The organism is Microcystis sp. LE19-131.1A (genome assembly GCF_027532015.1).
In the GTDB taxonomy this organism is placed as follows: domain Bacteria; phylum Cyanobacteriota; class Cyanobacteriia; order Cyanobacteriales; family Microcystaceae; genus Microcystis; species Microcystis ichthyoblabe_A.
In genome coordinates this window covers 65,175-80,395 of record NZ_JAPZSS010000054.1, presented here as the reverse complement: position 1 = coordinate 80,395, position 15,221 = coordinate 65,175, and the positions used below count along the sequence as shown (strand labels likewise).

The window sequence follows — 15,221 nt, the reverse complement described above, 5'->3', positions numbered from 1 at the left end:
ATTAATCAGGAGAATTTATTCTCAATTATAAAAATTAAGATAGTTTGTGCCGCTCAAATAAAGAGGTTTTGATAACCAAATTAAAGCATATCTAAAGAGTTTTGAGTTAAAAGTAAAACTTCAAGTTTTTATTTAAAACAAACTTAATAACTAACTAATTTTTCCAAAAAAATTAGTTAAACCACCACTATAACATATAATTAATTTACAATAATTCTACTGATAACTGATAACTGATTAAAGCCCACCCTAAAATACTATCTAAGCGATTAAAGATTTAACTTTACTAATGATACCAACTGGGTCAATACCTTGGTGGGGGAATTGTTCCCATAAACCGCCACAACCTTCATGGTGAGTACCGATGTAGGCGTATTTAGGAGTTAAACCGCGTTCGAGTAACCAAGAACCATAACGGCTACCTAAACCCGTGCGACGGTTAAATGCTTCTACCACTAAAACAAAGGGAGAATTACCAACTTTAGCGATAATTTCTTCATCCACCCCATTGAGAGTCGGTTTATTAATTAAACCCACGTCGATCCCTTCTTGTTTTAGACGTTCCACTGCATCTAAAGCGCGGTATAAACCATCGCCAAAGCTGATGATATAACCGGCAGTGCCTTCCCGAATTACTTCATCTTTTCCGGGAACAAAGGTGTAACCATCGCCAAAGAAATTATGGCCGTTAGTATCAAGAATATTGGGAGTTTTAGAACGAGTCGAGAAGATAAAACGTAAACCGGGTTGATGGAAAGTTGCCTCGACACAAGCGGTCATTTGTGCCGCATCGGCCGGGAAATAAAGACGGGTTTCGTAACCGTCATCGAGTCCATTATCGGCAAAGAAATTATTCAAACCAAAGTGACAGGTATTATCGGCCATGTCATCGATACCGGAATGGGAAAAATGACACAAAAGATTAGAATAATTCAAGCGGGCCATGGTGATTTCAGAAATACACATTTCTAGAAAAGCGGCAAAGGTGGCGAAAATTCCCTGTTTACCTTTTTCCATACCAAAACCAGCGGCTGCCGAAAGATTGCCCCGTTCCATAATACCAGAAGGAATAAACACTTCGGGATGTTTATCGTGGATAATTTTCAAACCACAGGAACCTTCTAAATCGCTATCTACTACTAATACCTTAGCCTTGCGTTCTTCCTCGCTCATTTTGCCTAAAAGACTGACTACTGCTTCGCCGAAAACATTGCGGTTAGAACCCCATTTATCCCCAGAACCGAGGAATTTATAGTCATTAGAAGGCTTCTTAATACTGTTGAGATATTCCACAGCGGCACTGTGTCCTTTTGCCTCTAAATATTTTAAAGCCAAGGGGACAGAAATCACATCATGACCGTGGTTAGAACCTTCTAAACCTTCAATACCGGGACACATGGGACGTTTATTAATAATCGCAATCGGGCCCGGAGTATTAATTGCTTCACAGATATTGCGATACAAACTATCGATATCTTCCCCATCTCCCACTAACACTTTTAGACCATGACCGGTGAGAGTTTTAGCCACATCATAACCGGGTAAATATTTGGAAGGATTACCGGCAATCGTCACATCATTATCATCAATAATCAGCTTAACATTAATGTGTTGAGCCACGGCTAAACGGGCAGCTTCCGCGTCATTGCCTTCCTGTTGAGAACCATCGGAACCTAAACAAAAAACGGTTTTTCCGGGGTTAGCTAAAGCGACACCGTTAACGTAGGGCCACATATGTCCTAAACGGCCAGAACTAAATTTGACACCGGGGGTTAATCCTAATTCCGGGTGTCCGGGGAGTTTAGAATTGGCCTCGCGGTAGTGCATTAATTGTTCTGCGGGTAAAGAACCTTCTAACGCAGACATGAGATATTGAGTACCGACGCGGTGTCCTGCTTCATCGAAGAAGATTGGTACAAATTGACTAGGTTGACTGCGGAAAAGAGCATCGAGAATCACCACTTCCGGGACGGTATCGTAGGGACCGCCGGTGTGTCCACCCACACCCCGGGCCGCACCCGTGGCAGTAAAAAAGATGATAGCATCGCGACAAAGTTGGATATTGGCTTTTAGGGCGCTTCTTTGGTCGTCGGTGAGGGTGGGGTTACTGGGGTCGAGACTGATGGGTTTATAGGCACTCAAATCGATGGGAAAGGTTGTCATCGTAGATTTTCCTTAATGTAGAGAAATAACTATAGTCAGGGAAATCATAGCCTAGAATGTCACCCGATCGATTGATTGAATAATTTCTTATCATTGGTGTAGTCCCTAATACAAAAGTTTTACCCCTGCTGGGATAGCGTCCACGGTCCAGGACGGGGGAAATCTTAAAAAAGATAGGAGAAAAAAAGCTGTTCTTGAGGGCAATAGTCCAGAATGGCAGCTAGGACCAAGTAAAAAGGATAACCTTTGACTCGGTTTTCCTTTTCGGGAGGCGGTCGTAGGTCGTCAATATCAAATTAGGTTATACTTCATCTTTATGAGAAGGGCTGTCAGTTGATATTAATGCAATCTCTAGCCCAAAAATCGGCGCATAATTAACAAAAACTAGATTTAAGGTAAAAACTATGTGTTTAGGCATACCGGGACAAATTACGGCAATTATTGATGAAAACCGTCATCTCGCTCTCGTCGATGTGGGGGGTGTAAAAAGAGAAGTAAATATCGCTTGTATTGTTGATGAAGACCATCCCGCTAATACTTGTGTAGGGGATTGGGTATTAGTTCATGTGGGTTTTGCCATGAATCGAATCGATGAAGATGAGGCGCAAGAAACCCTAAATTTATTAACACAATTAGCGGAATTAGAGTTAGAATTTAATCATAATTAATGTTCTTAAAGTAGTCACCCATAAATTAATGCTGTTGTCTATCTATAAGAAATGTAAATTACGGCAATTATCACTGACTACCGACAGCTAAAAATTATAATTAAAGGAGATAAACTATGAAATACGTTGATGAATTTCGTGATCCAGTTAAAGCGTCGGGATTAATTCAACAAATAGAACAATTATCGATAAGAATCTCTGAAAAGCGGCAAAAAGTTACTAAAATTATGGAGGTTTGTGGAGGTCATACCCACTCAATTTTTAGATACGGTATCGAGGCAATACTTCCAGAAACTATCGAATTAATTCATGGTCCTGGATGTCCCGTTTGTGTGATGCCGCGAGGTCGTTTAGATGATGCCATTTTTCTCGCACAAAAACCGAACGTAATTCTGACAACTTTTGGCGATACTATGCGTGTTCCCGGTTCCCATTTGAGTCTGCTGCAAGCACGAGCAAAAGGTGATGATATTCGCATGGTTTATTCTCCTCGCGATGCCTTAAAAATTGCCAGAGAAAATCTCGATAAAGAAGTAATATTTTTAGCATTAGGGTTTGAAACAACCGTTCCTAGCACCGCTTTAACCGTTTTAGAAGCACAAAGAGATGGCATCACTAATTTTAGTTTATTTTCTAATCATGTGGTGATTATTCCCGCTCTGAAAGTTTTGTTAGATAACCCAGATTTACAGTTAGACGGTTTTGTTGGTCCCGGTCATGTTAGCATGGTAATTGGCACAGAACCCTATCAAGTTATTGCCCAAGAATATCATAAACCTGTGGTAGTTTCTGGGTTTGAACCCTTGGATATTCTCCAATCAATTTGGATGGTATTAAAACAATTAGATGAGCAGAGATGTGAGATAGAAAATCAGTACGATCGAGTGGTACAAAATCAAGGAAATAGAGTCGCTTTATCGGCAATCAAGCAAGTTTTTGAACTGCGGGATCAGTTTGAATGGCGAGGTTTAGGAGAAATTGCTCAAGGAGGATTAAAACTGCGAGATGAGTACAGTAATTTTGATGCGGAGAAAAAATTTACCCTACCCAATCAGCGTGTTAAAGATCACAAAGCTTGTCAGTGTGGCGAAATTCTTAAAGGTGTTTTAAAACCCTGGGAATGTAAAGTATTTGGTACTGCTTGTACTCCCGAACACCCCATCGGTACTTGTATGGTTTCTAGTGAAGGTGCTTGTGCCGCTTATTATAAGTATGGCAGACATCGGTAAATTTTTTTACTGATTAGTGTCCTTTCCCGCGAGGAAACGCTAGACTTTTCAGAGAAAAAATTAACAATCTCTCGGTAACAAAAAAGGATGAAAATCAAAAATAATCTGGGTTTATTTAGCTTAACTACCTCTCTACTGCTAGTTATCGCTTCAGAAATCGTTCTTGCTTCCCAAGAACAAACCCTAGAACTGCCACCAAGTCAACCCCCCAGCGCCGATTTTTTCAAACCCGTCACCAATCTAATTAAAGATTTAAACCATCAGGGAGTAACCATCACCGATCCTAATGATCCCATGGCGGTGCGCTACCGAGTCAATTCCCCCTGTCGCGGTTGTGCGGTTTATCTAGGCACGGGAGTTGCCAATCCTCGCACCCAGACTAATAATAATGGCATGGGAATCAATTTTGGTCTTGGTTTCACCATGCCTTTTTCACCCTAAATACCGATGACATATTTACGCCATTCGTGATTGTGATTCCCCCTGGTGTGCTTTAATAGCTCAAAGTGGAGACTGCTGTAGGGACGACGTGGCTGGGCGAGTAGGGACATATTGGCCTCTTTTGGTGTACGATTGCCCTTATGCACATTACAACGCACACAAGCCGCCACTAAATTCTCCCAAGTGTCACCCCCTCCGCGAGAACGGGGAATCACATGATCAATGGTTAATTGTTCACCTCGGTAGAGACAGTATTGACAGGTGTGATGATCTCGTTCGAGAATATTACGACGGGTTAAAGGAATTTCCTTGTAGGGAACACGGACGTATTGCCTAAGACGGATAACGGAAGGTAGGGGTAAGTCACGACAAACCACTTTTCCGTTATGTTCTAGGGATTCAGCTTTTCCTTTCAATAATAAAACGATCGCACGCCGCCAACTGGTAATATTTAGCGGTTCGTAGGAGGCATTCAACACGAGAACCTTGCTCATAGGTGTCTGGAGATCGCTTGAATTTACCCCGAATGGTAACACATATCACTGGGATTGGGACCTATTATACTCAATCCGTTGAGCATAGGCTACATATCAGGACAGCCGAACGGCAAGAGGCACTCATGCAAAAGGGTCTTGAGGTTGATGCGTTTCATTTTTGAATTGGCGAAGCTAGTTCGAGAGTTTGAATGCTCAGGACGCTGCCAAAGCAGCAATGCCGACCTCTAGTTTAGAATGGGTTTGTAGGGGGAACGAAAAATACTCAAGAATCTGATTGAAATTGATGGTGCTAAACAAGTAATGATAAATCCAAAGAGGAATTATAGTGATAGATAAAATACTATATCTCCCCGATCCGTAGGCAATTTTGGACAATTAGGCATGGCGGAGAGACACTTGATTTTTAGCGACTATTCTATCATCATTACTTCTTGAGGACTACCGTAAAAAGCAAAAAGCGGCCAGATTTGCCTTTTGTTCCCTCTTATCTATTCCTCTCAATAATTTCGACTCAAATCATGAAAAAACGCTTACAATGGCTAGGTTTAATCCTGATCACCCTGATAGGTGTCCTAGCTTTTCGTTCCCCAGCAATTGCCCAAACCCCGCGACATTTTACCGATTTAACTTTTCCTCCCCTTCCTGAAGTTACAGTTCCCCAATACGAGCGCTATCAACTAGATAATGGGATGGTGGTTTATTTAGTGGAGGATCGGAGCTTACCTTTAGTAAGTGGTACGGCGATGATTCGGACGGGAGGAAGATTAGAATCCGGGGAAAAAGTCGGATTAGCCGATATTACTGGAACCGTGCTGCGTAGTGGTGGCACGGAAAAACATCCTTCTAATGTCTTAAATCAGTTATTAGAACAAAGAGCAGCCCTAGTAGAAACCTCGATCGATCTTAACGCTGGAACTGCTAGTTTTAGCGCTCTTAGTGAAGATTTAGAAACCGTTTTTAATCTCTTTGCTGAGGTTTTGCGTTCCCCAACTTTTGAAAATCAGAGAGTGGAATTAGCCAAAGTTCAGGAAAAAGGAGCAATTGCCCGACGTAATGATGATCCCAGTGATATTGCTAGTCGGGAGTTTAAAAAGCTAGTCTATGGTGATAATAGCCCCTACGCTCGTACTGTAGAATATAGCACTTTAGCTAATATTGATCGTCAGGATTTAATCGATTTTTATCGTACCTATGTCCGTCCCGACCAAATAATTTTAGGAATTATCGGTGATTTTGATTCTCAGTCGATGAAAGCATTAATCAATAAGACTTTTGGCGATTGGAAAAATCCCGCCACTGCCCCTAAAATTGTCACCCCTTCTGCAACCCAAAAAAATCTTCAAGGTGTCTTTGTTGTCAATCAACCCCAATTAACCCAGAGTAGCGTTTTATTAGGTCATCTTGGGGGTCGGTTGGATAGTCCCGACTATCCCGCTTTAACGGTATTAAATGAGATTTTAAGCGGTTTTGGTGGTCGTTTATTTAATGAAGTGCGCTCCCGTCAAGGATTAGCTTATTCTGTCTATGGTGTCTGGAATAGTCGTTATGATTATCCCGGTTTATTTATTGCTGGAGGTCAAACTCGCACCGATGCTACCGTACCTTTTATTAAGGCAATTTTAGGCGAAATCGAGCGCCTTCGCAATCAACCCGTTACTGCCAAAGAATTAGAAGACGCTAAAAATGCTATTCTCAATTCTTTTGTTTTTAAGTTTGAGAAACCTGCTCAAAATTTATCGCGATTGATGACTTATGAATATTATGGTTATCCCCAAGATTTTATCTTCCGTTATCAACAAGCGGTAAAAGGGGTGACAACTGCCGATATTCAACGAGTGGCCCAACAATATCTACAACCGAATCAAATTGTGACTCTAGTAGTGGGTAATGAACAGGAAATTCAACCTCCTCTATCCAGTTTGGGAACTACGGTTAAAACTGTTGATGTCACCATCACACAAATATAAATAACTGTAGAGATGTCGGGTGTGTTACATGACGCTAACACACCTGAGAAAAATTTCCTTTTAAATGTTGACAAATTGCCTATCATAAAAGCATAGTCTTCATCAATTCCCCAGAGACTTTTAGGGTTAGTATGTAATGCTCATCGAATTTAGTGTCGGTAATTATCGGTCTTTTAAGGATGTAGTTACTCTCAGTATGGTGGCTGCAGATGAAGCAGCAGATAATGATGAGCTTGATAAAAATAATGTTTTTAAGGTTAATCAGAATTTTAGTTTACTAAAAAGTGCTGCTATTTATGGAGCAAATGCTAGTGGTAAGAGTAATTTGATTCTGGCCTTATATTTTATGCAAAGTTTTGTCATTAATTCCTCGAAATTACAAATTACAGATAAGATAGATTTAGAAAAATTTCGATTAAGTTCTGAAACCGAAGATAAACCTTCTTTTTTTAAGATAGTTTTTTATCTAGATAATAAGACCTATGAATATAGCTTTGAAGTCACTCAAGAGCGAGTAATTTCTGAGGGGTTATCTTGCACGCCCAAAACTCGTAAAACTAATATATTTAGTCGTGAAAAAGATAAAATTAAATATAGTAAAAGTCTGATGAAGGGCAAAGATGTCAAAGATTTAACTAAAAAAAATACCTTATTTCTATCGATTGCTGCTCAGTTTAATGATCCGTTAGCAGGTAAGATTTTACTCTGGTTTAGTAGGTTAAAGATTATATCGGGTTCGCAACTTGAAAATTTAAGACAGCTATCTATTGACTATCTTTCTAGAGAGCAAAATCTTAAAAATGAAATCGTTTTCTTAATTAAAAAATTAGATTTGAGTATCAAGGATATGAGTATAGAAGTGGGACGGAAACCCCTAGATAATTTTCATAAGGATATTCCAGATACAGTTTACAACTCCATTGAAACCTATCATGAAAAGTATGATTTAGAGGGAAAGGTAATCGGGTTAGAAAGCTTTCAACTGAATAAACATGAGTCGCGTGGCACTCAAAAATTATTTGCTTTATTAGCACCTATTTTATCGGTTTTAAAAGCAAGTGAGGTATTAATAATTGATGAACTGGATTCCCTACTGCATCCCTTAATGGCAATAGCAATTATTGGATTATTTAACTCTCAACAAATAAACCCTAAAAATGCTCAACTTATTTTTGCTACTCATGATGTTAATTTACTTAGTAATCAACTGTTTAGAAGAGATCAAATCTGGTTTACCGAAAAAAATCGCCAAGAAGCAACGGATTTATATTCTCTGGTCGAATTTGATATTGATAATAATGCTTCCTTTGAACAAGATTATATTCAAGGTCGCTATGGTGCCATACCTTTTATTGGTAATTTAAGCAAAGTTATCGGTGATTATTATGGCTAAAAAAGATGGTAATTATAGTTATTTAAAACGTCAAGCTAACAAGAGACAGCCAAGGGAAACATTTTTGATTGTTTGTGAAGGAGAAAAGACTGAATACTATTACTTTACTTGTTTGAGGGAAGATTTAAAATCTAATAACATTAAAATAAAAGTTAAGGGAGAAGGTCAAAATACCTTGAGTTTAGTCAAGAAAGCAATTAATATTAAAAACAATGAAAAATCAGCATCTTACGATCAAGTTTGGTGTGTTTTTGATAAAGATAATTATACCAAAGAGCAATTTAATCAAGCTGAGGGACTTGCCCAAAAAGAAAATATCAAGATTGCCTATTCTAATGAAGCCTTTGAAATTTGGTATATTTTGCACTTTCAATATCTTGATACTGCTACACCTAGAGATAGATACGGGAGTATTTTAACTAATCAAATGAGAAAACTTGGATTAGTTGGCGAGAAAGAAAAATATGAAAAAAGCCGAGAGAATATCTATGAAAAATTAAAGCCTTATCAGCCTACAGCGATTATCAACGCCGAAAAACTTATTAAACGGCGAGATGAATTAAAACAACATCCTTTTGATCCCCATCCTTCCACTACCGTACATGAATTAGTGAGGGAACTCAATAAAAATAGTCGATCTTAAACTTAACTATTTTGAGATAACTAAGGCTATCATTCAGGAAAGTTACTGTTGAGACTCCTGATTAGTTTGTTAATTTTTATGTCAAGTACCTAGACAATTAAACCCTTTAGAGATAGGGTGAGCGTGGCTGAGTTGGCTATTGTAGAGTTTTGTAAATAAATATCAAACTCAAGGGTTTTTGAAGATGGTATGTCGCTAAACTGAAAGTATAAAGTACAGAGGTAAAAATACTTATGATGCTACTACAAGATGTTGCGAGAACCTCTAGAGAACAAGCATTAATTCTGTGGTTTGAAGAAGTAGACAGCAAAGATGTGGGATTAGTCGGTGGCAAAAACTCCTCCTTAGGCGAAATGATCCAACAATTAACCCCGAAAGGGATTAATGTCCCCACAGGATTCGCCACCACCGCTTACGCTTACCGTCACTTTGTCGAAAAAGCCGGACTAGACGCACAATTAAGACAAATTTTCCAAGATTTAGACGAAAACGATGTGCAGAACCTGCAAGAAAAAGGTAAACAAGCACGCACATTAATCCTAAATACACCGTTCCCCGATGATTTAAGTCATGCGATCGCTATTGCCTATCGCCGACTCTGTGAACGTTATGGCGATGATCTCTATCATTCCATCGATGTGGCCGTTCGATCGAGTGCCACTGCCGAAGACTTACCAGAAGCGAGTTTTGCCGGACAACAGGAAACCTATCTCAACGTGCAAGGGGTGAGGGGAGTTTTAGAAGCTTGCCATAAATGTTTTGCCTCTTTATTCACCGATCGCGCTATTTCCTACCGTCATCATAACGGTTTCGATCACTTTGCCGTCGCCCTTTCCGTCGGTGTCCAAAAAATGGTGCGTTCAGATCTAGCCACCTCCGGGGTGATGTTTTCCATCGATACGGAAACAGGGTTCAAAAATGCCACTTTAATCACCGCAGCCTACGGTTTAGGGGAAAATGTCGTGCAAGGAGCCGTTAACCCCGACGAATATCTGGTTTTTAAACCCACTCTTAAAAACGGTTACAAACCCATCCTCGACAAACGCCTCGGCAGTAAAGCCATCAAGATGATCTACGATGATGGAGGATCGCGTCTAACCAAGAATATCCGAGTTAACAAGCTAGAACAGGATCAATTCTGCATTAGTGACCAAGAAATCCTCACTTTAGCCCGTTGGACGACCCAAATCGAGGAACATTACTCGCAAGTGCGCGGAACCTACACCCCCATGGACATCGAATGGGCAAAAGATGGGATCACGGGAGAACTCTTTATCGTTCAGGCCCGTCCAGAAACCGTACAATCCCAAAAAGCAGCTAATATCCTTAAATCCTACGAAATTAAAGAAAGAAGTCAAGTTTTAGCGGTGGGACGGAGTGTAGGTGCGGCAATCGGTCAAGGAAAAGCCAGAGTCATCCTCAGTGTAGATAAAATCAACAACTTTAAACCGGGAGAAGTTCTCGTCACCAATCGCACGGATCCCGACTGGGAACCGATTATGAAACAAGCAAGCGCGATCGTGACTAATCAAGGTGGTCGTACTTGCCATGCCGCTATTATCGCACGAGAAATGGGTATTCCGGCGATCGTGGGTTGCAATAATGCCACGGAAACGATTAAAACCGGTCAGGAAGTCACCGTTTGCTGTGCGGAAGGGGATGAAGGGAAAGTTTACCTCGGATTGCTACCCTTTGAAATTCTTGAAACTCCCCTGGACAATTTGCCCCAAACTCGGACAAAAATCCTCATGAATATCGGTAATCCCGAAAAAGCCTTCGCTTTTGCCGATATTCCTGCCCAAGGGGTCGGTTTAGCGCGTCTAGAGTTTATTATCGCTAACCACATTCAGGCCCACCCCAGCGCCTTGCTGAAATTCCACGAATTGGAAGAAGGAGACGTAAAAGACCAAATCGCCGAATTAACCAAACACTACGAGGATAAACCCCAATTTTTCGTCGATAAATTGGCCCGAGGAATTGCCATGATTGCAGCCGCATTCTACCCCAAAGATGTAATTGTGCGGATGTCCGATTTTAAATCCAATGAATACGCTAATTTATTGGGTGGCAAACCCTTTGAACCCAAGGAAGAAAACCCGATGATCGGTTGGCGCGGCGCTTCCCGTTATACTGATCCTAATTATCGCGAGGCTTTCGCTTTGGAATGTCGGGCGCTGAAAATGGTCCGGGAAGAAATGGGATTAACTAATGTGATTCCGATGATTCCTTTCTGTCGTACCCCCGAAGAAGGGATGAGAGTCCTCGAAGAAATGGCGAAAAATGGTCTCGAACGCGGGGTTGATGGTTTGCAAGTTTATGTGATGTGTGAGTTACCAAGTAATGTAATTCTTGCCGACCAATTTGCTCAGGTGTTTGACGGATTTTCGATCGGTTCTAATGATTTGACCCAATTAACCTTAGGATTAGATCGGGATTCTGCCCTAGTTGCCCATCTTTTTGATGAACGGAATGAGGGAGTTAAACGCATGGTGAAAATGGCTATTGAAACCGCTAAAGCCCATAATCGCAAAATCGGTATCTGTGGTCAAGCTCCCAGTGATTACCCCGAATTCGCTCAATTTTTAGTGGAATTAGGCATCGATTCCATCAGTCTTAATCCTGATTCTGTCCTCAAAACTTTATTGATGGTGGCAGCAGTGGAGCAAGGACAATAGTTTAGTGACAAAGGTGGGCAAGTCCCACCTTTTTTTGTCTTGATATAAGTAGGGTTTGCTGAAAAAGTTTGTTGGTGGGGTTAGTAGCCGCCGACAGGTCAAAAGCCTTATTTTAAAAGGGTTTTAGCATTATTCAGCAAGCCCTAAATAATATAAAAATTTAGGGTGTATTACTCTATGCTAACACACCCAAAACTCAAGATTTTCTTGCAGTCTTTAAACCCCCGCTAATTGTTGTAATTGCAAGAGAGGAGCAAAGGTATTGATATTAACATTAGTCATCACTGTTTCTTCTCCTGCGGCACATTCATAAACCACATAAGTCCAGATACCTGGATTATCTTCCTCGGCACTTTCTCCCTCATAAAAAGTGATTGTACCGTCATCTTCGCACTCGTAATAAGCGGAATAAACATCCTCCCATTCGCAATCGGAATCATTCATGGTTTCCTGAATTACCGTTAGTACCCCTGCGATGTGATGGGGTTGGGTTTCCACCTGCACTAAACGTTCTTCTTCCCAGATAAAATTATGCAGTTCTAGAGTCATATTTCTCCTTAGATATTAACAAATAATTAATTAAAATTTCCAACAGTGATTAGCATCCTTTAACGCGGCTTTTACCATCGATAATTGACTGAAATTTTTAAAGAAATAGAGCAAAATAAGATGATAATTTCTTCTAAAGTTAAGGCAAGTTTTTGATTATCACCAGAGGATAAAGAGCGATTCACCAATTGATAACATTCATAGATTTTCAAGAATAATTATTAGTTTTCTAAGAGATGGCGGTACTTTTCTTCGAGATTTTCCGTTGCTTTGGTTAATTTTCCCTTTTCGTCTAGGATGGGTAGTTTCATGATTTCCGATGAAGCTTTAATTAAAAGTAGCAGCTCCCGAAACTTGGTTGCATCTTCCTCTAGATGAGGATTAAAATTAGCTCGTGACTCCAGTTCAGTTAAACTCTTAATAGCTCTACTATTCAGACTATTAACCAGGTATTGTAACTCCTTAATTCTGCGCTGAACTTGTCCTAAAAAACTCTTACTTTTATCTAACTGAGCTATTTTATTATCCACTTCCTTGGCGTATTCGATAGCTTTAGTTAGGGCCTTTTTCCCTTCTCCTCCTAAGACAAAACCACCAATCATTAAAGCAGGTCCGACGGTAATACCTCCTAAAACCACTGTTCCCAAAGCCATACCACCACCACCGGCAGCTAAAGAACCACCTCCTAACCATGCTAAGGTAGCATTCCAAGCAGCTGCCCCACTAAGTCCACTAATTGCTGTTCCTGTACTAGCAGTACCGAAAAGGCCAATTAATCCTAGGGTTCCCTGACTGGCTGCCGAAGCGACTCCCACTACTTTTAAACCCCCCACAGCCAAACTTTGCGCGTCTAACACTTCTGCTTTAAATTCCTTGAATTGTTCGGCAGAAAATCCCTCAAACCCTTCTAAGAAGCGTTGATGGGATGGGGAGTAATTTTGACCAATTCTTTGACTATTTCTTTGATCAATTCTGCTAATAAACTTAACAAATCTGCCGATGGTGTTGATTTTGACATTAATTTGCAGTTGACCGTATTCTTCCGCGAATTTTTGGGTAGCTTGAAACTTTTTTTCTAGGGATTTGTTGGCTTTTTTATATCTTTGTTCGGCACTTTTGCCAATTTTTTTCGCCTTTTGTAGCTTGGAGACACCATCAGCACCAGCACTAACACCTACACCAGCAGTAACTAAGGCAGCCGCACCAAGAATAATCGGGATAATAAAGATCATGACCAAAAATCTCCTAGTCTATCCAGTTTTGTAAAATTCTACCAACATAGTTAAAAAAAAATCAAGGATTGTATCGGTAGAATCACTGAATAGCTGATAGCTGGTAGCTGAGGGTTTATAACTTGCGTTCGTAACTTAACAAGGTATTTTTTAATAACATTGCCACTGTCATCGGACCGACACCACCCGGTACAGGAGTAAGATAACTAGCTACTTCTAAAACTCCAGCATAGTCCACATCCCCCACCAAACGGTCAGCGACGCGATTAATCCCCACATCCACCACTACCGCACCAGGTTTTACCATATCCGGGGTGATTAAATTCGCTTTACCGACCGCAGGTACTAAAATATCAGCACTTCTGGTTATTTCTGCCAGATTTTCCGTGCGCGAGTGAGCAATAGTTACCGTAGCGTTTTCCTCCAATAACATTAAAGCTAAAGGTTTCCCCACTAGAATACTGCGACCCAGCACCACCGCGTGCTTACCGGCTATGGGAATATTATATTCTTTCAGCAGTGCCATTACCCCCGCAGGAGTACAACTGCGGATACAGTCCTCACCCCGCACTAAACCGCCTAAATTGAGAGGATGTAGGCCATCAGCATCTTTTTTCGGGTCAATTTGGTAGAGAAGGGAAACCGCATCTAAATGCTTGGGTAAGGGTAATTGAATTAAAATCCCGTCCACCCGCTCATCTTGATTGAGACGGACAATTTCCGCTAAAATTTCTGGTTCACTTGTATTGGTAGGAAAATGACGACCAAAAGAGGCCATACCGATTTTAGTACAAGCTTTCTCCTTATTGCGGACATAAACGGCACTAGCGGGATTATCCCCCACCATCAACACCGCTAACCCCGGAGGTCGTCCCATTTGAGATTTTAGCGTCTGGATGCGCTCTCCTAGGCCAAGCTGGATTTTTTGAGCTAAGGCTTTCCCGTCGAGAATTTGGCAAGTAGTTACGGACATTCTATGATAATACCGAGAACAAAAATCTTTCGGATCTATTCTATTGTCAGAAAGATTGGCTAATCGCACTCGTTAAGGTTAAAGCAAGAATGTCTATCCAGACTCGTCTAGGGCGCATCGGCAGTTTATTATTATTGCTAGGGTTATTCGGTTGTAGTACCCTTGCTGACCTCGGTATTGCCGTTCCCTACATCGGTGATCCTCCCCTAACAGCGATCGAGCAATTACAGGAAAAACCAAAAGGCGCTTTAGTTTATCTTAGGGGAACTGTCAGCAATTATGCCCCTTTTTTAGCGGGAGGAGCCTATCTTTTGCAGGATGGGTCTGGTAAGATTTGGATTCGCACCAATAGCAATAAATTACCCCGTCAAGGCGAAGAAATCGTCATTAAGGGCAAAATTGACTTTGAGGCTATTCCCCAGGGTTCTCAAACCGTTAACGAAGTGTATGTAGTGGAATTAGAACAGATGGATGCAGTAGCGGTTAATTCTCTTCCTACTTCTTCCCCGTCCCCAGAAATTAAACCTTCCCCCACCTCAGAAGTTAAACCCCCAGAAAATAATTCTCCCCCAGTCTCCACTAAACCCCTGGAAAATCCCCGACAGGTGACAATTCCCAGCGCAGCTGAAACAAAACCCCCAGAAACTCCCGTCGTTACCCCCGTTAAACCCAATCCCCCCGCGCAACCCGTCGCGGAAGCGATTCCCCCCAAACCCTCCGCAGTGCTTAAACCCATCCCAGATCCCCTCGATGCTTTCTTTTTACCCCATAAACAAAACGAGAAATAGCTA

13 protein-coding genes are annotated in these 15,221 nt (G+C 41.0%); 8 read left to right on the top strand and 5 right to left on the bottom strand.

Translation table 11 applies throughout. From position 1 onward, the window contains the following. Positions 1-261: 261 nt before the first annotated feature. A complete protein-coding gene (locus O9323_RS04855; protein WP_002751938.1) occupies positions 262-2,163 on the bottom strand; it encodes a thiamine pyrophosphate-binding protein in 1,902 nt (633 codons plus the stop codon). 404 nt (positions 2,164-2,567) lie between these two features. Here O9323_RS04855 and O9323_RS04850 point away from each other — a divergent pair, with 404 nt between their 5' ends. The 3 genes from O9323_RS04850 (at position 2,568) to O9323_RS04840 (ending at position 4,501) form a co-directional block, all read left to right on the top strand. Beyond that, positions 2,568-2,831, top strand: coding sequence for a HypC/HybG/HupF family hydrogenase formation chaperone (locus tag O9323_RS04850; protein WP_002748045.1), 264 nt, complete (start codon positions 2,568-2,570; stop codon positions 2,829-2,831). A 116-nt stretch (positions 2,832-2,947) separates the two neighbouring features. Beyond that, positions 2,948-4,060, top strand: coding sequence for a hydrogenase formation protein HypD (gene hypD / locus O9323_RS04845; RefSeq protein WP_002751926.1), 1,113 nt, complete (start codon positions 2,948-2,950; stop codon positions 4,058-4,060). Between the two features lie 87 nt (positions 4,061-4,147). Then, positions 4,148-4,501 (top strand): hypothetical protein, encoded by a 354-nt coding sequence (locus tag O9323_RS04840; protein ID WP_002751924.1) that lies wholly within the window; start codon positions 4,148-4,150, stop codon positions 4,499-4,501. Here O9323_RS04840 and O9323_RS04835 read toward each other — a convergent pair. Beyond that, positions 4,498-4,995, bottom strand: a complete 498-nt coding sequence (locus tag O9323_RS04835; protein ID WP_002751922.1) for an HNH endonuclease — start codon at positions 4,993-4,995, stop codon at positions 4,498-4,500. The genes O9323_RS04840 and O9323_RS04835 overlap by 4 nt on opposite strands. A 521-nt stretch (positions 4,996-5,516) precedes the next feature. Here O9323_RS04835 and O9323_RS04830 point away from each other — a divergent pair. The 4 genes from O9323_RS04830 (at position 5,517) to ppsA (ending at position 11,676) form a co-directional block, all read left to right on the top strand. Next, positions 5,517-6,965: a M16 family metallopeptidase gene (locus tag O9323_RS04830; RefSeq protein ID WP_193977083.1), complete on the top strand. Its 1,449-nt coding sequence runs from the start codon at positions 5,517-5,519 to the stop codon at positions 6,963-6,965. 136 nt (positions 6,966-7,101) lie between these two features. Next, entirely contained in the window at positions 7,102-8,358 is a 1,257-nt protein-coding gene (locus tag O9323_RS04825) for an AAA family ATPase (protein WP_002751918.1), read from the top strand. Continuing rightward, complete coding sequence (locus tag O9323_RS04820; protein ID WP_002751916.1) at positions 8,351-9,001, top strand: RloB family protein; 651 nt, start codon at positions 8,351-8,353, stop codon at positions 8,999-9,001. Before O9323_RS04825 ends, O9323_RS04820 begins: the two co-directional genes overlap by 8 nt. Positions 9,002-9,234: 233 nt before the next feature. Next, a complete protein-coding gene (ppsA, locus tag O9323_RS04815) occupies positions 9,235-11,676 on the top strand; it encodes a phosphoenolpyruvate synthase (protein ID WP_002751914.1) in 2,442 nt (813 codons plus the stop codon). A 216-nt stretch (positions 11,677-11,892) separates the two neighbouring features. On the opposite strand, the gene O9323_RS04810 is transcribed toward ppsA, so the two are convergent. The 3 genes from O9323_RS04810 to folD form a co-directional block, all read right to left on the bottom strand. Next, positions 11,893-12,225, bottom strand: coding sequence for a hypothetical protein (locus O9323_RS04810; protein WP_002738007.1), 333 nt, complete (start codon positions 12,223-12,225; stop codon positions 11,893-11,895). A gap of 221 nt (positions 12,226-12,446) precedes the next feature. Further along, entirely contained in the window at positions 12,447-13,457 is a 1,011-nt protein-coding gene (locus O9323_RS04805) for a hypothetical protein (RefSeq protein ID WP_288124766.1), read from the bottom strand. Positions 13,458-13,572: 115 nt separating this feature from the next. After that, positions 13,573-14,430: a bifunctional methylenetetrahydrofolate dehydrogenase/methenyltetrahydrofolate cyclohydrolase FolD gene (folD, locus tag O9323_RS04800; RefSeq protein WP_024969530.1), complete on the bottom strand. Its 858-nt coding sequence runs from the start codon at positions 14,428-14,430 to the stop codon at positions 13,573-13,575. A gap of 89 nt (positions 14,431-14,519) precedes the next feature. On the opposite strand from folD, the gene O9323_RS04795 reads away from it, so the two are divergent. Further along, complete coding sequence (locus O9323_RS04795; protein WP_288124765.1) at positions 14,520-15,218, top strand: single stranded DNA-binding domain-containing protein; 699 nt, start codon at positions 14,520-14,522, stop codon at positions 15,216-15,218. The last annotated feature ends 3 nt before the right edge of the window (positions 15,219-15,221 follow it).

Excerpts from the sequence above, each read along its gene's own strand:
- O9323_RS04855 (WP_002751938.1), bottom strand. The coding sequence starts at position 2,163 with ATGACAACCTTTCCCATCGATTTGAGTGCCTATAAACCCATCAGTCTC.
- O9323_RS04850 (WP_002748045.1), top strand. The coding sequence starts at position 2,568 with ATGTGTTTAGGCATACCGGGACAAATTACGGCAATTATTGATGAAAAC.
- hypD (WP_002751926.1), top strand. The coding sequence starts at position 2,948 with ATGAAATACGTTGATGAATTTCGTGATCCAGTTAAAGCGTCGGGATTA.
- O9323_RS04840 (WP_002751924.1), top strand. The coding sequence starts at position 4,148 with ATGAAAATCAAAAATAATCTGGGTTTATTTAGCTTAACTACCTCTCTA.
- O9323_RS04835 (WP_002751922.1), bottom strand. The coding sequence starts at position 4,995 with ATGAGCAAGGTTCTCGTGTTGAATGCCTCCTACGAACCGCTAAATATT.
- O9323_RS04830 (WP_193977083.1), top strand. The coding sequence starts at position 5,517 with ATGAAAAAACGCTTACAATGGCTAGGTTTAATCCTGATCACCCTGATA.
- O9323_RS04825 (WP_002751918.1), top strand. The coding sequence starts at position 7,102 with ATGCTCATCGAATTTAGTGTCGGTAATTATCGGTCTTTTAAGGATGTA.
- O9323_RS04820 (WP_002751916.1), top strand. The coding sequence starts at position 8,351 with ATGGCTAAAAAAGATGGTAATTATAGTTATTTAAAACGTCAAGCTAAC.
- ppsA (WP_002751914.1), top strand. The coding sequence starts at position 9,235 with ATGATGCTACTACAAGATGTTGCGAGAACCTCTAGAGAACAAGCATTA.
- O9323_RS04810 (WP_002738007.1), bottom strand. The coding sequence starts at position 12,225 with ATGACTCTAGAACTGCATAATTTTATCTGGGAAGAAGAACGTTTAGTG.
- O9323_RS04805 (WP_288124766.1), bottom strand. The coding sequence starts at position 13,457 with ATGATCTTTATTATCCCGATTATTCTTGGTGCGGCTGCCTTAGTTACT.
- folD (WP_024969530.1), bottom strand. The coding sequence starts at position 14,430 with ATGTCCGTAACTACTTGCCAAATTCTCGACGGGAAAGCCTTAGCTCAA.
- O9323_RS04795 (WP_288124765.1), top strand. The coding sequence starts at position 14,520 with ATGTCTATCCAGACTCGTCTAGGGCGCATCGGCAGTTTATTATTATTG.